Origin of the sequence: Rickettsia africae ESF-5, assembly GCF_000023005.1 — a bacterium.
GTDB classification, from domain to species: Bacteria; Pseudomonadota; Alphaproteobacteria; order Rickettsiales; family Rickettsiaceae; genus Rickettsia; species Rickettsia rickettsii.
Genome location: NC_012633.1, coordinates 870540 through 892500, shown reverse-complemented (window position 1 = coordinate 892500; position 21961 = coordinate 870540). Strand labels below are relative to the sequence as shown.

Sequence of the window (21961 nt, the reverse complement as noted above, 5' to 3'; positions counted from 1 at the left end):
AACAAAAACCAGAGAAAATTTTTAGCAATGGGTCAGTATTATTTTGAGGGGTCTTAACCACTGTTTGTGCTATTTATCAACTAGGAAAAGCATTTGATTCAGGGAGTGGACATTTTTCCATTTTATTGCTTTTATCTTTTATTGTTTATGCCATATTAGGATATTTCTCTAAATCAAATTTAATTTGGTGCGTTGCTTTAATTGCACTAGGTAAGTTGGATAGGAGCAGAAACCGGGTATATGTCAGGATGGGGAGCATATTACTTAGGTATGAATTATCCATTACGTTTTATATTATTTGGAGGAATATTAGCATTCTCTGCTCTTGCACTAGAAGAAAATAAAACATTCAATCATTTTACTCAAGTAACTCTTGTAGTTGGTTTATTATACTCATTTATTGCAATGTGGTTATTATCAATATTTGGAAATTATGATCCTGAAGATTATTACTTAAAGCCGGTAAAGCCGATAGAATTATTTCATTGGTCTTTATTATTTGCTTTAATGTCTGGAGCAGCTATTTATCACGGTTCAAAACAAGATAATTCGGTAACTAAAGGATTTGGGGTTACTTTTTTATTTATTAATTTATATACAAGATTTTTTGAATACAACTTATAAAGCAGTATTTTTACAATTCTAGGAATAAGCTTTTGGTAGCTTGGAAGTAAAGCAGAGAAAATTTGGAATCTTACTGCAAAAAAATAATTAATATATAAAGTTCTGCTTTTGTAAGGAACGTATATATTCAGATAGAACTTAAAAAATTGGCAGCAATATCTTTGTAAGCCCTCGAATGCCGAACATTTTATAACTGCTGTTGTTTCTTGTCTGTGGCTTCTCTGCTCTTGTTAGCTATAAATTATAAGGTTTTTTTGAAATAGGATATATCCTCTCAAAAATATTAAGGATACAATATATGAATTACTTAGGATATGGTGGTGGTATTGCTCTTGGAACAATACTTGCAATAAGTAATATCATTTAATGTGAATAAATCAATATTATGGGCTATTATTCATGGATTTTTTGGATGGTTTTATATTGTATATTATTTGTTATTTAGAAAATAGACTTCTTGCATAACCTCCTTCTAAAGGCGATTTGTACGTCAATCCGGTACTTGCATCCTCACGTTACTTGCGTGTACGCTGCGGTGGCAAGTGCTTCCGTCTTTCTTTCAAGTCCCTCTTTCTAAGATAGGTTATGCAAGAAGTCTAATAATAGGAATCAGCTACGAGAATAAAAGCTTTCAGTTGCTTTAAAGAGTGAAGTTTGTTAATCTCTATAAAAACATATTTGAGATTATATGATAACTACATATTTAAAGGAAAATAGTTCTATAGTAAAAAATGCAGAATATATTATTAATGAATCCACATTATGGATTGATTTATTCAATATAACAGATGAAGAAAAAGTAATAGTAAAAAATACATTAAATATAGAAATACCGACTTTAAAGGACATATCGCAAATTGAGATTTCTGAGAGGTTATATGTTGAAAATGAGGCATTATATCTAACTATTACGGAACTCGTTAATAAAGAGCAAGAATTTCCTGAAACACATTCTATAGTATTTATTTTGCATAAATGTTGTCTTATAACAGTTCGTTACGTAGAATTAATACCCTTTAATGACTGTATAAATAAATTTGCTAAGCAGCTTAATAACAAACATAATGCAGAAAATATTTTATTTATGTTACTTCGTAATATGGTAACAAGATTATCGAATATTGTACAGTCGATTAGTATGGATATTGATGATTATGGACGTTTAATACTTGATAATAATATTAATGATTTGCGTATAGATCATACCAATGTATTAAAGAAAATAGGTCGAAAAGGTGATTTACTTTCTAAAAGCCGTGAGTGTTTATTTTCTTTAACTATGGCTATTCAATATATTTTAAAATCTCCACAAATAACTCACAATAAAGCATCTAAGGATCTATTAGATACATTGCTTCGAGACGTAGATTCAATAATTAATTTTTCACAATTTATATCTAGCGAGATTGCAAGAACCCTAGACGCAGCACTCGGTATGATTGCAATTGAACAAAATAATATTATTAAAATTTTTTCGTTGGTTACTATATTTTTTCTCCCACCCACTTTAATAGCTAGTATTTACGGCATGAATTTTACCGTAATGCCTGAGCTTAAATCACCGTATGGTTATCCTATAGCCTTATTCTTAATGCTATTATCTACAATTATTACCTATAAATATTTTAAGAAACGGAAGTGGTTGTAAGTTTTTATTGAGAATAGTTCGATAGAATTTTGCATAAAAATCAATGACCGTATTTTATAGTCAATTGATTTGGGCTCACCTACATCATTACTCGTTGCTTTCCTATTAGTTATAGGTTTCGTGTCTTGCGCCTTTTATGCAAATCTCATTGAATTGACTATATTACCAACAGTTAAAATTTCTTAAATTTCAATTTAATAATAATTAGGATTTAAATATGAGCGAATTAGATTTTGAAGTAGAAAAGACAAGTTTTGTAGTAAGTGTTATTGATGCTATTGAAGAGTATATAAAAGCAGAATTTTTATTTGACTATGAAAAGCAAAAAGAAAATTTTCAATATATCCAAGGTGATTTAAATAATTTGGAATTGCCTGAGATTATTAAAAATTCTGCAGTCATGCAAGAATTCTTTAGATTAAAATCAGAATTTAGGAAATATATTAAAGATAAAAATTATGAATTTTTTGCAGAAGTATATAAAAAATCAAGTATATCTATAGAAGAGAAATTTGTAGAAATAGATACACAATAGAGCGTATTAAAAACGATCAACCTGAAAATGAAGAAAAAAAGGCTTGGGAGTAGAATAAGAGTAATGAATTAGAGCGAAAAGCAATAGAAGAGGTGTATAAGAAAAAACAAGATAAGGAAAGTATAGATCGTTATAAACAATTAGGGGCAAGGGTACAAGCGGTAAGAGCTAATCATCAATAGAAAAGATGGAAGATCATTTTTTAGTGAAAGAGCAAATATTAAGTGCAGAAGAAATGAAAGCTATTATTTCAAATCATGAATTATTAAATACATTAGCTAGTTATAATGATATAGCTAGTGCAAATGCAGTAACAAAATTATTTGAAATTGCTCGTAATTATTATGAAGATGATAAGCACAAAGGTATCAATGAACTTGGAGCAATAAACGATACAAACAAAAACAACTTATCTTCTTAATGAAAATATTTAAAAATTATTGAAACAAAAGCAACTTAGTTTTAAAGATATTGATTACGTAGTTGGTCATGAGTTAGATAAGTTATGTGAGTTAATAGCAGGAAATAGTACAATCCTTACTTTTAATAATGATCAAATACATAACAGTAATGATTTTGTGATTTAGCAATATTAGATAGGTTAGAAGAAACGCTCAAAAAGTGAGCTGATGATTTTACGGTAAATGATGAGCGGATAAAATTCTATAGAACACTAACAGAAGAAAATAATAAAAAATTCTTTTTTGAAATTGGAAGTTAATAAAATGGTGTTCCGATACCATAACTTATAAGGAACTATTGCAGTTGTTACCTAGTAAAAATTTTATTAGATCTCTTAAAAGATAGAAATTTATATAAATTAACAGAAAAAATGACTATTTCTAAAAATGAGTTACTTGAGATGTCAAAAGGGGCATAAGAAAATTATTTAAAAGAAATAAAGGTTGAAGATTGTTTAGATATTCATTTAGACTCTATGCATATGAATACTCTTAAACTTATTATAGCATCAAATGTGATTCTTAGTAATATCTCATTCAATTCTGATACTACCGTAATTTTATAGAAGCAGTAAGGTCTTTGAATATCGTTGGTACACTAAATCTAGTATCAGGCAGTACTTTAAATATATCTAGTGAGGGTACATTAGGGTCAAATATTGTTTCAAAAGGTATAATAGAAAATATAAATAATGGTCAATCAGTAATTAAGGAATCACTTCTGAAATTCTTTTAAATAATACTATTGCACTCAATTTAAATTTTATGGAAGAAAATACGGATAATAATTCAGATACAACAATATTGGGAAATACTGATCCGGAGATTTAATAAATAATATTGCAAGTTCTTTCTAAACTCTATTTTTATTCGCAACTAGGGATAAGATTGTTTTAAATCTTATCCCTTTTTTGCCGGTTACTTTATAGCCTTATTGTCAATGCTATTATCTATATAATTATCAACTCTAAATTTTTATAAATACTATATAGTTTTATATGATTTTTTCTTATTAAAAACTTAACAGCTATGAATAAAATACCCACTCTATCTTGACTTTTATAAAAATTACCATATTATGTGGTAATTCCCATAGAATATGGTAATTAAGTTAATTATATAAGGATATAAATATGCAAAAAATATTGTTTAAAGGTCCGAATATCAGTATGAAAAATGAAAATCCTGATATCAAGGAAATAAAAACCTTAGCTGACTTACCTTCAGGTACAGGTAGTGAATATTTTATAAATGTACATGGATCAGAGTTTTTCTATAAACCTACTAATTTAGGTTTATGGGAAAAAATTAAATCATATTTTATGCCTGAGCCTTCTTACTTATCAATGAGTATATTTTCTGATGAAGGTACAACTTCTGTGTTAGATATTACACTGCTTAATAAAATACAAAATAATACCATTGCAAATCAATGTAATATTGTTCATATATTTTCTTGTCATTCAGGAGCCGCTCAACATCATTTAGATTGGATACAGGGCAACATGGTGTTATGCACTTATAACAAGGCCAGCGATGCAAATATTATACAATTAGCTCAAAATAATTACGATGCTAGAACACAAAATGACTTTTTATTGATTGAATATATAAGAGATTATTTTCATCTATTAGTAGCATCAGATTTTAGTATAAGCTATAAATTAGACGATCAAATTTATAGTTTTTCTTTAAGTGCTAATAAAATTAAAAAGATGAAAAGTATAGCGGAGTTGCCGTCTTTTCTACATAAAGAATATAAAGCTTTTGTAAAATTTTATAAAAATATTCATGCGAAATATCATGAATCATATCCTGAAATATTTAACTTAAATATAGAAACAAAGCCGAAAGAATTAACATACGATGACTTAATCAGGGTATTTAGTAGAGCTTTAACCTTAGAAACATATAATTTTAATAAATTTTCTCTAAGCAAGATAGAGACTATGTTAAATCAGAAAGGATTATACACTGATACTAGTATAGGGGACGCTATAGAGCAAGGGAATTCTGAACTATTAATTTGTTTACTTAATTATGGTAATACTAAAGTAAGTACCTATAATCTGGATAAGGCTATAGAGAAAGGTGATTTAGTTATTCTAAAAGCTATACTTGAGCATAGTACTACAAAAATAGCATCATATAATCTGGATAAGGCTATAGAGAAAGGTGATTTAGCTATTCTAAAAGCTGTACTTGAGCATAGTACTACAAAAATAGAATCATATAATCTGGATAAGGCTATAGAGAAAGGTGATTTAGCTATTCTAAAAGCTGTACTTGAGCATAGTACTACAAAAATAGCATCATATAATCTGGATAAGGCTATAGAGAAAGGTGATTTAGCTATTCTAAAAGCTGTATTTGAGCATAGTACTACAAAAATAGAATTATATAATCTGGATAAGGCTATAGAGAAAGGTGATTTAGCTATTCTAAAAGCTGTACTTGAGCATAGTACTACAAAAATAGCATCATATAATCTGGATAAGGCTATAGAGAAAGGTGATTTAGCTATTCTAAAAGTTGTACTGGAGCATAGTACTACAAAAATAGAATCATATAATCTGGATAAGGCTATAGAGAAAGGTGATTTAGCTATTCTAAAAGCTGTACTTGAGCATAGTACTACAAAAATAGCATCATATAATCTGGATAAGGCTATAGAGAAAGGTGATTTAGCTATTCTAAAAGCTGTACTTGAGCATAGTACTACAAAAATAGAATTATATAATCTTGGTAAGGCTATAGAGGAAAGTGATTTAGCTATTCTAAAAGCTGTACTTGAGCATAGTACTACAAAAATAGAATCATATAATCTGGATCAGGCTATAGAGAAAGGTGATTTAGCTATTCTAAAAGCTGTACTTGAGCATAGTACTATAGAGGTAGGTAGCTCTAATATTTATACGGCAGAAGAGACGCATAATTTAGACGTTATCGAATTAGTAAAAAAATATTATAATTCTACTATAAATACTATTACATCTGAAGAAAATACTATAGATACAACACTTATTGTAGTAGAAGAAGTACCGGCATTAGGAGAGGGGACAGAGGGAATATAAGTAAATTCAATTTACATCTGAAGAAAATACTATAGATACAACACTTATTGTAGTAGAAGAAGTACCGGCATTAGGAGAGGGGACAGAGGGAATATAAGTAAATTCAATATTATTCCCGTGGAAGGCTTGCTTGCATGGCTTGAAAAACCTACTCGATGTCATTCCCGCGAAAGCGGGAATGACATAAAACGAGCCATGCCACAACGTAGCGACTGCAAGAAGCGTGGCAATCTATAAAAAATAGTAAAAAATCTGTAATTCAGAATTTTTTACTGGATTGCTTCGTCAAAATTTTCAATTTTTCCTCGCAATGACGGTAAAACCAAGCCACGCGAGTAATGCCAAGTCATTTCAATAGACCTCTTCGGAAACTCTACTTCTAGAGGTAATTTGTACGTCGATCCGGTACTTGAATCCTCACGTACTCTTTTGTATGCTGCGGTTCTGTGTTCCGTGTCTCCTTCAAATTCCTCTCTATAAGCGAGTTTCCGAAGAGGTCTATTGAAATCTAAATATTTCTTAGAATTACTTTACTTAATTCATAATTCAAGTGTGAGAAGTTTATCTCTTCAAATCCTTTTCTCGGAATAATAATCATTGCAAATTTTATAGCCTTAAAGCTAGAATCACTAACAATAATTCTAATTAGATGTCGTATACGCCTTTTAATTTTGTTACGAACTACAGCTTTTTTATTTAGCTTTCTGCTAACTTTGATTCCTAAAAAGGTGTTATATTTTGATTCAAGGAAGATTTTTGGAAGTTTTGTGGCGATTACCAAAATAAAATATCTCTCATGGAGCTTCTTTCCAAGCTTATTTATAAGCTCAAATTCTTTTTGATTTTTTAAAGAGGTAATAGACAATTTGATAAATCAGATTATTTTAAGCAGATAATTTATGTCTACCTTTAGCACGACGTTTTCTTAAGATTGCTCTTCCGGTTGGAGTAGCCATTCTAGATCTAAAACCATGTCTTCTTTTTCTAACTAAATTACTAGGTTGAAATGTACGTTTCATAATATTTATACCGAACGAAAATAAAAATTAATTATTATAAATATGTCATCCCGTGGCTTGACCACGAGATGACATTAAATACTTAAATATGTGCTTTTGCTTTTTCTACGATACTTACGAATCCGTCACTGTTATTGACGGCAAGTTCTGCAAGTACTTTACGATCTATATCGATTTCTGTTTTTTTAAGAGCTCCCATAAATTGAGAGTAAACAAGCCCATGTTCTCTTACTGCTGCATTTATTCTTTGAATCCATAAGCCTCTAAAATCACGTTTACGGTTTCTACGATCTCTATAAGCATATTGGAGGGCTTTTTCTACTTTCTCAATAGCTACTCTAAAACAGCTATTTGCTCTACCTCTATAGCCTTTGGCTAATTTAAGGATTTTTTTATGTCGATTTTTGGAAATTTTTCCTGATTTTGCACGTGTCATTGCTTTAGCTCCTAGTTAATTAATTTATACCGTACGGTAAAAAATATTTTTTAATATTATATCCGTCTTGAGGACAAAGTATTGTAGTTCCTCTAAGGTTACGAATTTGAGCTTTAGTACGACGACGCATAAAATGTTTTTTACCTGCTTGAGATGCAATAACCTTGCCGCTAGCAGTAAGTTTAAAACGTTTTTTTACAGCAGACTTTGTTTTTAATTTAGGCATATTGTTCCTTATAATTGGTATTTCTAGGTTTAAACGGTAAAACATTAGGCATACCAAAGCCATATGACCGATGAAACCTAGATAATAGTTTTTTTTATTAGTTATTGCAAGATTTTTTTATAAAAATGTACTATAATGTTTTTAATCAATCGATAATAATTTAAAAATGTTTGGACAAAATCCTAAAAGAAGCATATTAAACGGTGATGGTACTCAGTTAGAGGTACAGTCTATTTTTAAGACTATACAAGGGGAGGGCATTTTTGTAGGTTGTCCTGCGATCTTTATTAGGCTTGGAGGATGTAATCTTGCTTGTAATTTTTGTGATACGGAGTTTGAAGATTTTGATTTAGTAGATATAGATAAGATTTTGAATAAAGTAGAAAGCCTGGCATTAAATTCTAAAAATGAAAAATCGATTAATTTAGTAGTAATAACCGGCGGTGAGCCGATGCGTCAACCTATAGAGTTATTATGTCAGAAGTTATTAGACCGAGATGTTAAAGTTCAAATAGAGACTAACGGTACGTTATATCGTTCTTTGCCGAAAGAAGTGTCTATAATTTGTTCGCCGAAGGTAGGTAAAACCGGTTATAGTAAAATAAGAGAAGATTTATTGCCTAAAATTAGTGCGGTGAAATTTATCGTTGCTAAAAATATTTTAGAATATAGTCTCATACCGGAAGTAGGGCAAACCTCTTATAATATACCGGTTTTTATTCAACCTATGGATCAAAACAACCAAAGACTTAATGGCGAAAATAATGAGTTAGCAGTAAAATTAGCATTAGAAAGCGGTGCTAGATTATCTCTGCAAACTCATAAATTTTTAAATATCCCATAGATTTAGGTCGCCGTATGACCCCTTTTCATCACCTAATAATATTACTATTCCAACGTTATCATTGTCAGAATTAGAAGGGTAAAGCTCTTTAAAATTTTTAATTATAACGATATAATTTCCCTAATTGTCTTTGTTGTTCTACAGAAGGGAAAGGTAAGATAATTTTGTCAGCATCTATGTTGCTTTTTGATGTTGATGTTATCATAGATTCAATTGAACTTTCGGTACAGAATTGTTGGAGTTGTACTACATTTAATTACCTGCCTTTCATTGTCTAAATTAGAAACCTTCGCATTTTCTGCTTGTGCTCTAACATTTGTTTGGTAGCACATATGTAATATACTAAACTAAATCTAAGTGAATTTTGCATTCCGGTTCTTTATTTTTAACAAGAGTATTGATGCATAAGAATCGTCATCTTCACTCTCGCTATCACGCCCAATATAGTCAGAGTCAGAAGAGTACATAATAGATTCAAGGAGAAAATCCTTATTATATCCTTGGCAGCAATTTCTTCTCCACAGTTTGAGGGATTTGCACTACGCTTAGGTTATATCTGTTTCATAATTTCCTTACAAAATAATTTCGGTTAGAACTAAATTTCTTTTCAATATCCAATAAATTAAAGAATTTTAACTAAGGAATATATTACTCCTATATTCTAGTCAAAAATTAATTTACTTGAATTTTTAATTGTAATTAAGTATGATAATGAAGATTTATTATAAGTTAATATGGAGTAATAATGAGTGAAATATTAGAACTTGAAGCGGAGTCCCGCACGGAATTCGGTACGGGAGCAGCAAGAGCATTAAGAAGAGCAGGGCGTGTTCCGGCTATTATTTATGGAGCGGGTAAAACACCTGTTAGTATTTCTTTGGAAGAAAAGGAAATAACTAAATATTATAGAAAGCCGGCTTTTATCTCTCAGTTAATTAATTTAACAATTGATAAGAAAAAATATAAAGTATTGCCGAAGGCTGTAGAATTACATCCTGTTACGGATATAGTACGCCATGTTGATTTTGTCTTTTTAGAAGAGAAAACCCAAAAAATGGAAGTACCTGTAGTATATGAAGGGAAAGAAAGAGCTTTAGGCGTTAAAAGAGGTGGATACTTTAATATAGTAAAAAGAAGAGTTACTTTATTATGTGATGTTAATAATATCCCAAGAAACATAACTATAGATGTTACTAATATGCCTATGGCTACTTCGCTAAAATCGTCAAAAATAGAATTACCGAAAGGATGTAGTTTTGTTACAAAAAAAGAATTTGTCCTTGCAACTATTATAGGACGTAGAGGAGCAAAAACTGAAGCTGAAGGGGAGCAACAAGCCGCTGAAGCAGGGAAGTAAGATAATTCTCACGATAAGGACTTGCTTAGATACTTAAATCGTTATTGCGAGGATTTGTGGGCGTTGTTGTTTGGCTCGTTTTATGCCATTCCTAGCTAGAAGCGGGAATCCGGTAATCTTTAATTGTCATACTGCGAGCTTGTAGCGGTATCCAGTCTTTGTTAATTTTTTTTCTGGATACCGTGGTCAAGCCACGGTATGACATCGAGTAGGTTTTTCGATCCACGCAATAATGCTGAGCTAAGAATGACATTATTCTGTACTTCTTGCAAATCAATACTTCTTCAAAAATTTTTCATTACTAGTTATTAGGTAAATTATTATGCTTCTTGTTATTGGTCTTGGTAATCCAGGAAAAGAGTATCAATATACGAGGCATAATGTCGGCTTTATTGCTATAGAGAAAATAGCAAACCAATATAATTCATCATTTAGTACAAAGAAAAAATTCAATTGTGAAATTGCTGAAACTATTAGTGATGGACAAAAGATAATTTTTATAAAGCCTACCACCTATATGAACTTGTCCGGTAAGTCAGTGATATCGGTGAAAACATATTATAATATCTACCCTGCAAAAATCTTTGTTATTCATGATGATATTGATTTAGACACAGGTAGAATAAAATTTAAAACCGGTGGCGGTAATGGTGGGCATAATGGTTTAAAGTCGATTGATGGGGTTATAGGTAATAATTATAACCGGATTAGGATTGGAGTCGGTAGACCGCAAAATAATCAGGATGTAGCAGATTACGTACTTAATCATTTCTCTAAACCGGAGTATGAAACAGTAATGCAAGCTATAGATAGAATCACTAGTAACTTTGGTTTAATATTAGAGAATAAGTTAGAAGAATTTAAGAATAAGATAGCTTGATATATTCAATGTTATTCCTACGACTTGATCGACGTTGCTGTGTGGATGATACCAACTCGTCATTGCGAGGAAAAACTGTAAGTTTTGACGAAGCAATCTCAGGAATTCTATACTACTTCACGAGATTGTCACGTTGATGCTATGCATCTCCTCGCAATGACGGGAAAACGATATTAAAACTAAACAGCAAAGAAGCAAAGATTTATGACACAAAATTTTGAAATTGTTTATGCTGATGCAATGGATAGAACTCATAGCACTATAATTATTGAGGCTTTGAACAAAGATGCTAGAGAACAAAAGGGGTTAGTAGGAGATATTGAATCTTTTTCATTTTCCTGTTTAGATCAGGATAAAAATTTTGTTGTAGGAATTAGCGGTATGAGTTCTTGGGGGGATTTTACATTGATTCACTCTTTGTTAATGAAAATATAAGAAACTAAAATTATGGTACTGTACTAATGCAAAAGGTTGAGGATTTAGCACGTGAACGAGGCTGTAATTTTATTCATCTTGTTACTATGGACTGCCAAGCAAAATCGTTTTATGAGAAACTGGGGTATAAAATTGAATTTGCTATGCACGGTTGCGAAAAAGATTCTATAATGTATTATTTACGGAAAAATTTATGACACTAAAACTCGGAATTGTTGGGTTGCCGAATGTCGGTAAGTCGACGTTATTTAATGCCTTAACGGCAAGTCAGGCTGCAGATGCCGCTAATTATCCGTTTTGTACTATTGAGCCTAATAGCAGCAAAGTTTTAGTGCCTGATGCGCGTTTGCATAAACTAGCAAGCTTAGCCGGGAGCGGTAAAATTATTCCGTCTTATATTGAGTTTGTTGATATTGCAGGGCTTGTTAAAGGAGCAAGCAAAGGGGAAGGGCTAGGTAATAAGTTCTTATCTCATATCAGGGAAGTCGATGCAATACTGCATGTACTGCGTTGTTTTGAAGATGAGGATATAACGCACGTACATAACAAAGTCGATCCGCTGCATGACCTCGAGATTATTGAAACGGAATTAATACTTGCCGATATAGAATCGGTTGAAAAGCGTTTAGCTACAAGTGAAAAACGCTTGAAGTCAGGCGATAAAGCTATGGCAGAGCAGATAGAGCTGTTAAAAGAGGTTTATAAGGTATTAGGTGAGGATAAACCTGCAAGAGTGCTAAATGAAGCTTTAAGAGTTGATAATTTAAAACAATTGCAGTTAATTACCTCTAAGCCCGTTTTATATATATGTAACGTACTTGAAAAAGATGCAGCTATAGGTAATGAATTTACAAAATTAGTAGCGGAAAGAGCAAAGAAAGAAAATGCTAAAAGTGTCGTAATTTCTTCAAAAATAGAAGCTGAAATTGCTTTACTTGAAAGCATGGAAGAAAAGGAAGAGTTTTTAAAATTTATAGGTTTAGACGAAACAGGGCTTAATAAAGTCATTAAAGAGGGGTATAATCTTTTAAACCTTAAAAGCTTTTTTACTATAGGACCAAAGGAAGCCCATAGCTGGACTTTTAAAGACGGCACACTTGCACCGGCTGCTGCCGGTATTATTCATACCGATTTTGAAAAAGGTTTTATCAGAGCAGAAGTTATCGGCTATAAAGATTACATAAATCTCGGTAGTGAAGCAAAAGCCAAGGAAGTAGGTAAAATGCGTTTAGAGGGTAAAGAATATAAAATGCAGGATGGGGATATAGTACATTTTAGATTTAACGTTTAAATAACGATCAGCTATGAAAACAATTTGACCAAAACGGTCTCTTGAAGTGCAAGATAGGCTTGATTATATAGTGCAGCAAATTTTGGCTGTTGCCAAGGATAAAATTGCCCTGATTATTTTGTATGGCTCGTATGCTAGAGGTGATTGGGTTAAAGATATGTATACGGAAGATCATACTACTTATAGTTATACAAGTGATTTTGACTTTTTAGTAGAAAAAAAGGTAAATTTAAGGAGCATGCTACTTTAAGGGTAGAATCTAAGATAGAAAAAAGGTTAGAACAAACAGGCTTAAGAAAAGCCGAGGTTTTTTCGCTAGAACCTTGGATATCTATAATATGCGAATCTATAAGTGAGGTAAATGACAAGCTTGAAAAAGGGCGTTATTTTTATACCGATATTAAGAATGAAGGTATTCTTTTATATGATAGTGGCGAGCAGCTTTCTCGAGCTAAAAATTTGCCTTGGAGTGAAGTAAAAGAAATAGCTAAAGAAGATTATGAATACTGGTTTGGTAGAGGCAAGAGTTTTTTTATTGATTGTAAATACCCATTAGAAAGAGGTGATTTTAGTAAAAGTGCTTTTGAGCTGCATCAAGCCACTGAAAGTGTTTACAGTAACATTTTATTAGTTTTGGCCCGTTACAAACCAAAGTTACACGATATAAGAAAGCTAGGTGGATATTGTGCAAATTTATAATGTTGAGCTACTTAAAGTATTGCTGCAATCGTCTCCCGAACAAAAAGAATGTTTTGAATTACTAGAAAAAGCTTACGTTGATGCAAGATATGATAAAAATTATAGAATTAGCAGAGAGCAGTGACTTTACTTGATTGAGAGAATAGAAAGATTAAAAATGATAATGGAAAAATTTTGTTTGGAGCGGATTAATCGATAAAACTCGATGAACCGAAATAAAAAAATCATTTATGAAAATTATTGCGAAGATTCCGGCATTGATGCTTCTATGCTTATTTATTTTATCACCGACTACGGAAACAAATTTATACTTCAGGATTACCGAGTTTAACCAAATATTTCGGCATTGACGGCGGTCTCACTCAAATTACATCTACATTATATTTTCTATGGTTTGCGTTTGGTATATTATCACTCGGCAGATGATCGGATATTTACGGCAGGAGACCTATAGCTTTATTAGGGTTTTTTATTTATGTTGTATCTTCAATTATTAGCATTTTTGCAGTTAATATAGAAATGCTGATGATAGCTCGTGTTGTGCAAGCTTTCGGTGTAAGTGTAGGTTCTGTTATTGGGCAGGTATGGCTGGAGACTCCTATCAAGGCTTAGAGTTATCATATATCTATGCTAGCTTATCTCCGTGGCTGTTATTTATCCCTTCTCTAGGTTCATCTATAGGGGACTATATTATAGAATATTCAAGCTGGCATTATGTTTTTGTATGTTTTAGCCTTACCGGTACTATATTATAAAGTTTTACCTGAAATAAATTCTTATATAGATTTTTCCCACAGCAGTAAATATTTTGAGGTTTTGCAGGTAATTATTAAAGATAAAATTCTTTGGTTATATGCTTTTATCATCGGTGCATTTAACGGCATATATTACGGTTTTTTCATAGAAGCTCCTTTTATTTTGATTGATAAAATGAAAGTTTTGCCATCTTTTTACGGTAAATTAGCGTTTTTGTTATCTTTTGCCGCTATCTTTGGAGGCTTTTTAGGAGGGGGTATTTAATAAAAAAACGCCATGTACACGATAAAAAAGTTATGGGTTTAGGATTTATTTTTAGTTTGTGCGGTTGTATATTATTTGCGGTAAATGCTTTTATATTAGAAGTTATTTCAACGAGTCATAATCTTGCAATCGCTATGATATTTGCACCGATGATGATTCATATGGTTGGGCATAATCTACTTATCCCTATGACGCTTAGTTATGCACTGAAGGATTATGCTAAAGTAACAGGTACGGCAGGATCTATATTTGGTGCAATATACTACGTAGTTATCGCTGCTGTAACTTATTTGGTTTCTAAAATACACGGCGCAACGATAAGCAATTTTGCTTTATTATGCTTCGTTTTAAGTATTAGCTCTGCTATTTCGTTTTACTGTATTTGGATTTTATATAAGAAGAAAAAGTCAAATATTCCTAACTAAACACAGGTGTCGTCATTGTGAGCAGCTATGGCGTTGTTGTATGGCTCGAAGAAAGCGTTCGATTTCATTCCTGCGAAAACAGGAATCCAAGGTAAAGCGAGATAAATCGAGCGTTTAGTTTTAAAAGTCTAGCATATTTATACTTTTTTGACTGGATTCCCGCCTACGTGGGAATGACATTAAGAAAGTTAGAGATAACCTTGTACATCATCTGTATGCTCTTCACCCTCAAGAGTCATATCCTCTTTTAAGGCTTCCATACTACAGCTACTAAATACATCAAGGTGATTCTGCTCTGCTTGCCATTTTAATCTAGCTTCTTTAAAAGTAACAATACTGTTTTCAATTTCTGCTAATGTCAAATTTTTTATTTCGTGTAAAAAATTCTCTAGATCTACTTTTGCTTCTGGATTTTTTTCGATGAATGGATTAAAAAACTCCTTGATACCTGCTAATAATTCTTTTTTCTCAGGTTCTATATCTTTAGAATCTAGAGCTTGAGCTATCGGTGTATTCACTGCATCCTCGTTGTTTGCTATATCCTCTTCCTGTTCAAAACTTTTATCAAGTGCGTTATTAGAAGTATTAATATGGAATAACTCTTTGTAAAAATCATTCATAACAATTTGGTCGTTAGGGTTATTTACATTATAATTAGTTATTATTTTATCAATAGCTTCTTTAAACTTTTCATTATAAGGTATATTTCTAAAGGTGGAGCTTCCATATATAGATTCTTTAGCAAATTCTTTTAGTGCTTGCAGATTTTCAGTACTAGAATTACTCATCTCAGCATATTTTTCTGGAATATAAGTAGCTATTTCTATTAATTTATTACCAAAAATGCTTTGAGCGGTTTGTTCATCAGCTTGTTGTGTTGCTGCTAATATTTTAGCGGGCATATTATTTTTCACTAGTTCTAGCATGCCTCCGCCGCAACAAACAGTTTGGTAATCATCATTATTTTCTTCTTTTAATGATAAATACAAAACGTTTTCTATGTTATAGTTATTTTCTTTTAATAATTGCCATGTTTGTAAGGTTGGGTCATTAGCATATACTCCACCATCAATAATTTTATGTGATTTAGTATTGGTTATATTACGGAAATTGTGGCTGGGGAAATATCCAGGTGCTGCAGTGATGCCTTGTATTATATCTGAAAGGTAATAATTATTCTCTTCACTTTGTCTAGCATCTATAGTAGAGAAGGTCATAAGAGGATTTTGTTTATTATTTAGATCATAACCTGTAACTACAACATCACTGATTAAATCCTTGAGGGTATAATCCTTACAATATGCTTTCAATAATTTTACTAATGGTTCAGGAGAAAATTTATGGCTGAATAAGCCATTAAAACTCCACAATTTTCTACAAGTTAATCCTACTGGAAAAATATCGTGTGCCATTTCTTCAAACAGTTCTTGAGCTTGCGCTGCACTGAATAAAGGTTTCCCGGGATTATTAGGATTCGGTAAATTAAGCAAAATAGAAATAAGTCCTCCAACACTGGTCCCTCCAGTAAAATCGAATATCTCACAAGTAGGCTTACCGGTTATTTGCTCCATTATTTTTAATTTTTCTAAATGGATATTTCCTTTTACTCCACCGCCTTCAAATAGTGCTAAGCTAATCTTATTGTTGTTTATATCTACCATAACTGCCTTTCAAAAAAAATACTAAGGGTGCATAATACAATAAAAATTAACTTTTGTCAATAAACTTATTTGTCTAAAGTCTAAACTGAACAAAATTTAACTTATAAAATAAATTGTAACTATTAGTAAAGAAAACTTAATTAATAGTGAATATTTTAGTATATAGCTAATATTATAACTATGATGGTATGAGATATGCTAAGTCATCCTAGTAATATAGATCCTCAGTTATTAGCTCAAGAAGTAAATACAATGATGCCCTTAGTAGAGAAAGATTTAGCTGATGTTGAAGATACAATAACTTATGGAAAAGAACGATTATTTAAATTTGTTAAAGATAAGAAAATTATGGAAGCTTTGGCATTTATGTATTGTTTTGAGGGAAATACTGGACAAACTTTAGATATTAAAGAATTATGTACTACAGATGATATTATATAGAGATGATTTTAGTGCCCTTACGGAGACACTAGATACTTTAATCCCCCTTATAGGGATATTTGTTTCTAAATAATTTAACACTCATTCTACTATAAATAATAATGCTAAAATACAAAAACTTTGATAGCTCCTCTGATGAAGAGTTAAAAGAAAATTATACTTTACCTAAGTATCTTAATTTTTTACTTAAAAATATACTAGATATTAATTATATGTATATATAACTCTGAAGATTTTAAACTTAAACTAGGTTTAGTATTACATAATTTAGCTGATAGATTTTTTAAATATTCTACTATTAGAAATATTTATAAAAAAATTAAATCTGAAATATTAGTTGTAGATAATAATTATTACGAAGAAAATTTTAATATTATCAAAACTGCTTTTAATAAACATAATTATTTAAAAATTATAACAAAGAAAATATAAGTGATAAGGATTATCAAAAGCTATTGCATTGTGTATTTAATCCAAATCACTCTATTCCTAAGATAGTTGCTTTAGCAGACGGTATTACTGCTCAGCATGCAAAGAAAGTATTATTACAAGAATTGCAAAACAGTAATATCAACTTAAAAAAGTATAAGTAATAACCCATACATAATTCTAAAGGACTTTTAGCTTTTGCTGAAATGATTGGCAGGAATAATAAAATCAGCTAAAGCACCGGATTTTAGAAGAAATAAATAGTGATTTATCTACTATATGTAAGATCTCAAATACTAAAGAAGAAACTTTTACAATGAATCATATAGTACATTATAAAACCGGTAATGTACAAACAGATGTACCTGGCTTAGGAAAGTATGATGAAATTTTATCTAAATTTGAGCAAGAACATGAATATAAACATGCTATTATAAAACGTATATTTGAAGTTGTGCATGCTAAAGCATCGACACAAAATATAGAAGAATTACCGCGAACACTAAATTACTTTGCAGAAAAGTTAACACATTTGTTATTTATGCTTGCAACGCATAGAAATAATGCAACCTTATTTACGGCTCCTATGTTTTTAGAACTTATTGATAAAAATAGTATATTTTTATCATATAAGGAGTTTTTTCCTATGTCTACTGAGCATGCCGTTGCTCAAACAAGAGGTATACTGAAAAACTATAAATATGTGTTACCAAATTCCTGTCCAATAGATTATGACACTACAAATGTACAAAATGGTAATCTATTACTTATTAAAGAAGGTAATATATTATTAATAGAATGGCTTAGTAAAAAATTAAATAATTATAAACTAGCAAATATAGCACGAATATTCGACATCTTAGCTTCAATGTAATTTTACAAAAATATGGATAATGTAAAAAGCAATGATATAAAATCTTTTTTAGCAAAAGTTTATAAATTAGAGCATTGTCCTATAAAGTTGTTAAATTCATTAGACCAAAATTTAACTGCTTTAATTCTTAAAGTAAACAATATAGGAGAACGTAATTTAAAGCTTACAAAAACTAAATTGCTTGAAAAAAAGGATTTTTCTCAAGATTTAAAGGATTTAATTGAAATAACCTACTTGGAATTTACTGAAAGCTTAAAAAATATTGAAGGGTTTTTAGCTCAAAAACAAGCATCTCTTAAGACAGAAATTAAAAAAAATCCTACCTGAAATTCTACAAATTTTATGTGCTAAAATAAAAGAATGGTATGATATTGATGCACCTGAATATGCTAAGAATGTATTACAAGATATTACCCCTCAAATTTAATCAAACTATTTCTCCTACCTCGTTTCAAAAGAGATTAAAACTTTCCTTGTCTAAAAGAAAAGATATATATGATGCAAATGATGATAATAATCAAACTTTGGAAACAACTGATATAGACAATAGTATGAAAGAATATTTTAAACTAATTGGAGAACATACTAATACTATATACGATTAAAAACAGTATTAATATTATGGTCTTTTTGAGGTCCTAGAATTTGGTAGCTAAGAGTAAATGAATCAGGATTTAAAAATACATAGGTAGTATTAATATTGATCTTTACCACATAGATGACTGCCTGTAGCTTGTATACTCAAATGATTTGAAGAATTGTTTCTGCAAAACTTCGGAGGATTCGCATGCTCACCTATTAAGGGTTGTGCGTACTCGTTCCTCGTTTTACATTCCAATTCTCCAAATCATTTGAGTATACCCTGTCTGCATCAACAAATTTTAATTGATAAAATAAGCGCTTTTCAGGAGCAATAAAATATTTTGTAATATTACTATTCTTAAAAATATATCTATATTCTTGATTAGCGTGGATTTGATAATCGTAGTCGAGATAGTGAATTTGTAATTCCTCTTTATTAATTCATTTAAACTTTTAAGTAAGAAATATGCTCTCCCCCTCACCGTAACCATAATTATCTTTATAATTCTGTTAATTTGGTATTTTCTGGAGAATCTTGAAAAAAATTTCTTTTACTGAATCGTTTTTTGAGAGCATTTAATATATATCTATATCATTTCTGCGATGTTTTGGCTTTATTGTATGGCTGTTTATGTCATGCCCACGAAAGCGGGAATCCAGTAATTTAAAGGTTATACACAATAAGTTTGTACAATTAAAAGCGTGATTTATTTTGCTTTACCCGGGATTCCCGATTTTGCGGGAATGACATCGAATCGGTTTTTCGGACCATGCAACAAAGTCAGCTTGACTACGGTATGACATTTAGTTCTGCAATATTTTCATTAGCAAATGAATCTCTTCGCGTAATTCTATATCGTTTTCCAGTAATTCTTCTACTTTCTTAATAGCATGCATAACCGTCGTGTGGTCTTTTTTACCGAATTTTTTACCGATATCTGCAAGACTTTTCGGCGTTAATGCTTTACTAAGATACATGGCTATTTGACGCGGTCTTGCAACTTCTCGTAATCTCCTTGATGAAGACATATCGGATAACTTAATATTATAACGGCTAGCTACCTTTTTCTGAATATCTTCAACGGTAATTATTCTTTCATTAGAACGCAGTAAATCCCGCAAAATATTTTGTGTGTTTTCGAGTGTAATTTCTTTTAAAGTAAAATTAGAATGAGCGATCACCTTATTTAAAGCTCCTTCAAGTTCTCTAACGTTTGAAACGATTTTAGATGCTAAAAAATCAATTACGTCTTTTGGTATTTTAACGTTCATCTGCTCAATCTTAGATTCTAGAATACCGAGTCGTAGCTCATAAGTAGTACTATGAACGTCGGCAACTAAGCCCCATCCAAGACGAGATTTTATCCGATCTTCAATATTATCTAAATCTGAAGGCGATCTATCACAAGAAATAACCATTTGACGGTTATTATCAATCAATGTATTAAAAGTATGGAAAAATTCTTCCTGCGTACTATCTTTACCACAAATAAATTGAATATCATCAATCATTAACACGTCAACCGAACGAAATTTCTCTTTAAACGAGATTACTTCTTTGTTACGCAGAGCTTTAACAAATTGATACATAAATTTTTCTGCCGACATGTATATCACTTTGCGGCTTGGATTATGCTGCTTGATGTACCAACCGATTGCATGCATTAAATGAGTTTTACCAAGCCCTACGCCGCCATATAGAAAAAGCGGATTAGACTCAGAAACCGCACCTGATGATTCTGCAACCGCTCTTGCGGCTGCATAAGCTAGCTCATTTGGGGCTCCAACCACAAAATTATCGAAAGTAAAACGTACATCAAGGGTTGAAAAGATATTTTCCGAATTAAGCTCACTGCTGCCGATATCGGCAAAAGTCTTAGTAGGTAATTCTGTAACTGTTTGGGTTGTTCCAGGTAACTCTTTAGTAATTATTTCAATTGACTTAATGGTATTATTATAATGTTGAAATAGTTGCAATATAACCATAGAGTACTTGGATTTTATCCAATCTCTAACAAAGTTAGTAGGGGCACAAAGAATAACGGTATTTAATGAAGACTCTATAAAATTGACTTTACTAAACCAGCTATTATATAGAGTTTCACCGTAATGATTGTAAAGATCTTGAGCCACGTGACTCCAGACATTTACATAATTATTACCTTGATCCGTTAAAATTATTTGGTTAGTACTCACTTAAAACTGCCACGGTAAGTTATTTTGTTTCCAGCCTTTATCTTGATTATTTCCTTCAAAGCCGTCACTAATATTATAACAATTTTTATAACCTATATTAGTTATAAAATTTGCTGCGATAAATGACCTATATCCTGAACGGCACAGAAAAAATATTATTGCATGAATTTTATCGTTAACGATAGATAAAAAATTATCTTCAAAATCTTTATTCAATTGCCAACTTAGAAAGATCACCTTATTTTTATTATCTAAATGAGGTATCCCCACTTGCTGCCACTCTTCTCTAGTTCTAACATCTACAAGAAAAGCATTATCATTTGAAATTAGCATATCATAAGCTTTTGTAGAACAGATATTTTGAACCGACATATTTATGCTTTTTTGCTGTTATTGATAATAAAAGTTAATAGAATTTTACCCATGTAGAATGGATTTATTAGAGTGCTGAATTATTAAAGCATTTTAAAATGATCTTGGTATCTGATTATTTTAATAATATTATTATAAAAAAATTTTGCAAGATGTTATAGATGAATAAATTAAATAAAAACTCTTTACAAAAGAAACTTTTTTACCGTAGTAAAAATCGCGGTTGCAGAGAAATGGATTATATACTCGGTAGCTTTGCCGAAAAGTACCTATCCTTAATGGATGAAACAAAACTTGGAAGCTATTCTTTAATACTTGATCAAAATGATAATGATCTTTATAATTGGATTAATAATAAATCTTCTGCTCCTTCTTATCTAGATGCCGAAATAATTGATAAATTACACAAAATAGCAAAAATATAAACTCCTG

General features: G+C 31.0%; 28 protein-coding genes and 4 pseudogenes. 23 read left to right on the top strand and 9 right to left on the bottom strand.

Annotated features, from left to right (window positions below; translation table 11 throughout):
- Positions 1-240 precede the first annotated feature (240 nt).
- From RAF_RS08110 to RAF_RS04770, 7 genes and pseudogenes are all read left to right on the top strand, one after another.
- Positions 241-624, top strand: a complete 384-nt coding sequence (locus RAF_RS08110; protein ID WP_012719893.1) for a hypothetical protein — start codon at positions 241-243, stop codon at positions 622-624.
- 688 nt (positions 625-1312) lie between these two features.
- Positions 1313-2272, top strand: coding sequence for a magnesium transporter CorA family protein (locus RAF_RS04790; RefSeq protein ID WP_010977540.1), 960 nt, complete (start codon positions 1313-1315; stop codon positions 2270-2272).
- 217 nt (positions 2273-2489) lie between these two features.
- On the top strand, positions 2490-2807 hold the full coding sequence (locus tag RAF_RS04785) for a hypothetical protein (protein WP_012719892.1): 318 nt from the start codon (positions 2490-2492) through the stop codon (positions 2805-2807).
- Positions 2808-2994: 187 nt separating this feature from the next.
- Entirely contained in the window at positions 2995-3228 is a 234-nt protein-coding gene (locus RAF_RS04780; RefSeq protein WP_041471912.1) for a hypothetical protein, read from the top strand.
- 19 nt (positions 3229-3247) lie between these two features.
- Positions 3248-3394, top strand: coding sequence for a hypothetical protein (locus tag RAF_RS09460; RefSeq protein ID WP_016830870.1), 147 nt, complete (start codon positions 3248-3250; stop codon positions 3392-3394).
- A gap of 350 nt (positions 3395-3744) precedes the next feature.
- Positions 3745-4004 (top strand): annotated as a pseudogene (locus tag RAF_RS04775) (hypothetical protein).
- Between the two features lie 397 nt (positions 4005-4401).
- Complete coding sequence (locus RAF_RS04770; protein ID WP_012719891.1) at positions 4402-6342, top strand: hypothetical protein; 1941 nt, start codon at positions 4402-4404, stop codon at positions 6340-6342.
- 269 nt (positions 6343-6611) lie between these two features.
- Here the strand turns inward: RAF_RS04770 and RAF_RS10785 are convergent.
- The 5 genes and pseudogenes from RAF_RS10785 to rpmI form a co-directional block, all read right to left on the bottom strand.
- Positions 6612-6845 (bottom strand): annotated as a pseudogene (locus RAF_RS10785) (palindromic element RPE1 domain-containing protein); the annotation flags it as partial.
- A gap of 5 nt (positions 6846-6850) precedes the next feature.
- Complete coding sequence (rnpA, locus tag RAF_RS04765; RefSeq protein ID WP_010977534.1) at positions 6851-7207, bottom strand: ribonuclease P protein component; 357 nt, start codon at positions 7205-7207, stop codon at positions 6851-6853.
- 19 nt (positions 7208-7226) lie between these two features.
- A complete protein-coding gene (gene rpmH / locus RAF_RS04760; RefSeq protein WP_011270688.1) occupies positions 7227-7361 on the bottom strand; it encodes a 50S ribosomal protein L34 in 135 nt (44 codons plus the stop codon).
- Positions 7362-7443: 82 nt separating this feature from the next.
- Entirely contained in the window at positions 7444-7797 is a 354-nt protein-coding gene (gene rplT / locus RAF_RS04755) for a 50S ribosomal protein L20 (protein WP_004997919.1), read from the bottom strand.
- Between the two features lie 19 nt (positions 7798-7816).
- Positions 7817-8023 (bottom strand): 50S ribosomal protein L35, encoded by a 207-nt coding sequence (rpmI, locus tag RAF_RS04750; RefSeq protein WP_004997924.1) that lies wholly within the window; start codon positions 8021-8023, stop codon positions 7817-7819.
- Positions 8024-8189: 166 nt separating this feature from the next.
- On the opposite strand from rpmI, the gene RAF_RS04745 reads away from it, so the two are divergent.
- From RAF_RS04745 to RAF_RS08815, 10 genes and pseudogenes are all read left to right on the top strand, one after another.
- Positions 8190-8867, top strand: coding sequence for a 7-carboxy-7-deazaguanine synthase QueE (locus RAF_RS04745; protein ID WP_004997925.1), 678 nt, complete (start codon positions 8190-8192; stop codon positions 8865-8867).
- 745 nt (positions 8868-9612) lie between these two features.
- A complete protein-coding gene (locus RAF_RS04740; RefSeq protein WP_012719890.1) occupies positions 9613-10224 on the top strand; it encodes a 50S ribosomal protein L25/general stress protein Ctc in 612 nt (203 codons plus the stop codon).
- 322 nt (positions 10225-10546) lie between these two features.
- The gene (pth, locus tag RAF_RS04735; protein WP_012719889.1) at positions 10547-11104 is read left to right on the top strand and encodes an aminoacyl-tRNA hydrolase; all 558 of its coding nucleotides are present in this window, start codon (positions 10547-10549) and stop codon (positions 11102-11104) included.
- Positions 11105-11308: 204 nt separating this feature from the next.
- Complete coding sequence (locus RAF_RS04730) at positions 11309-11539, top strand: hypothetical protein (RefSeq protein ID WP_041471911.1); 231 nt, start codon at positions 11309-11311, stop codon at positions 11537-11539.
- A gap of 26 nt (positions 11540-11565) precedes the next feature.
- Positions 11566-11736 carry a GNAT family N-acetyltransferase gene (locus RAF_RS04725; protein WP_004997930.1) on the top strand — a complete coding sequence of 57 codons (171 nt, stop codon included), beginning with the start codon at positions 11566-11568 and terminating at the stop codon, positions 11734-11736.
- Positions 11733-12830, top strand: a complete 1098-nt coding sequence (ychF, locus tag RAF_RS04720; RefSeq protein ID WP_010977527.1) for a redox-regulated ATPase YchF — start codon at positions 11733-11735, stop codon at positions 12828-12830. The genes RAF_RS04725 and ychF overlap by 4 nt, the downstream gene beginning before the upstream one ends.
- Positions 12831-12912: 82 nt before the next feature.
- Complete coding sequence (locus RAF_RS04715; protein ID WP_004997933.1) at positions 12913-13080, top strand: nucleotidyltransferase domain-containing protein; 168 nt, start codon at positions 12913-12915, stop codon at positions 13078-13080.
- 209 nt (positions 13081-13289) lie between these two features.
- Positions 13290-13529 (top strand): HEPN domain-containing protein, encoded by a 240-nt coding sequence (locus tag RAF_RS10005; protein WP_041471910.1) that lies wholly within the window; start codon positions 13290-13292, stop codon positions 13527-13529.
- Positions 13516-13653 (top strand): hypothetical protein, encoded by a 138-nt coding sequence (locus RAF_RS10000; protein ID WP_234943875.1) that lies wholly within the window; start codon positions 13516-13518, stop codon positions 13651-13653. Before RAF_RS10005 ends, RAF_RS10000 begins: the two co-directional genes overlap by 14 nt.
- A gap of 106 nt (positions 13654-13759) precedes the next feature.
- Positions 13760-14974 (top strand): annotated as a pseudogene (locus tag RAF_RS08815) (Bcr/CflA family efflux MFS transporter).
- A gap of 188 nt (positions 14975-15162) precedes the next feature.
- Here the strand turns inward: RAF_RS08815 and RAF_RS04690 are convergent.
- On the bottom strand, positions 15163-16635 hold the full coding sequence (locus tag RAF_RS04690; protein ID WP_012719888.1) for a patatin-like phospholipase family protein: 1473 nt from the start codon (positions 16633-16635) through the stop codon (positions 15163-15165).
- Between the two features lie 195 nt (positions 16636-16830).
- Here RAF_RS04690 and RAF_RS04685 point away from each other — a divergent pair.
- From RAF_RS04685 to RAF_RS04670, 5 genes and pseudogenes are all read left to right on the top strand, one after another.
- Positions 16831-17149 (top strand): annotated as a pseudogene (locus RAF_RS04685) (hypothetical protein).
- A 382-nt stretch (positions 17150-17531) separates the two neighbouring features.
- Positions 17532-17669, top strand: a complete 138-nt coding sequence (locus RAF_RS09455; protein WP_016728282.1) for a hypothetical protein — start codon at positions 17532-17534, stop codon at positions 17667-17669.
- Positions 17670-17821: 152 nt separating this feature from the next.
- Positions 17822-18379, top strand: coding sequence for a hypothetical protein (locus RAF_RS04680; protein ID WP_234943874.1), 558 nt, complete (start codon positions 17822-17824; stop codon positions 18377-18379).
- Positions 18380-18391: 12 nt separating this feature from the next.
- Entirely contained in the window at positions 18392-18706 is a 315-nt protein-coding gene (locus RAF_RS04675) for a hypothetical protein (protein WP_041471908.1), read from the top strand.
- A gap of 59 nt (positions 18707-18765) precedes the next feature.
- Complete coding sequence (locus RAF_RS04670) at positions 18766-18984, top strand: hypothetical protein (protein ID WP_148206973.1); 219 nt, start codon at positions 18766-18768, stop codon at positions 18982-18984.
- On the opposite strand, the gene RAF_RS09995 is transcribed toward RAF_RS04670, so the two are convergent.
- The 3 genes from RAF_RS09995 to RAF_RS04660 form a co-directional block, all read right to left on the bottom strand.
- Positions 18971-19093, bottom strand: a complete 123-nt coding sequence (locus RAF_RS09995) for a DUF6314 family protein (protein ID WP_231282938.1) — start codon at positions 19091-19093, stop codon at positions 18971-18973. The two genes, RAF_RS04670 and RAF_RS09995, sit on opposite strands and share 14 nt — an antisense overlap.
- 672 nt (positions 19094-19765) lie before the next feature.
- A complete protein-coding gene (dnaA, locus tag RAF_RS04665) occupies positions 19766-21157 on the bottom strand; it encodes a chromosomal replication initiator protein DnaA (protein ID WP_012719886.1) in 1392 nt (463 codons plus the stop codon).
- Positions 21158-21529, bottom strand: coding sequence for a rhodanese-like domain-containing protein (locus tag RAF_RS04660; RefSeq protein WP_004997961.1), 372 nt, complete (start codon positions 21527-21529; stop codon positions 21158-21160).
- Positions 21530-21690: 161 nt separating this feature from the next.
- Between RAF_RS04660 and RAF_RS04655 the strand changes: the two genes are divergently transcribed.
- Positions 21691-21954 (top strand): succinate dehydrogenase assembly factor 2, encoded by a 264-nt coding sequence (locus RAF_RS04655; RefSeq protein ID WP_004997963.1) that lies wholly within the window; start codon positions 21691-21693, stop codon positions 21952-21954.
- Positions 21955-21961: the final 7 nt, after the last annotated feature.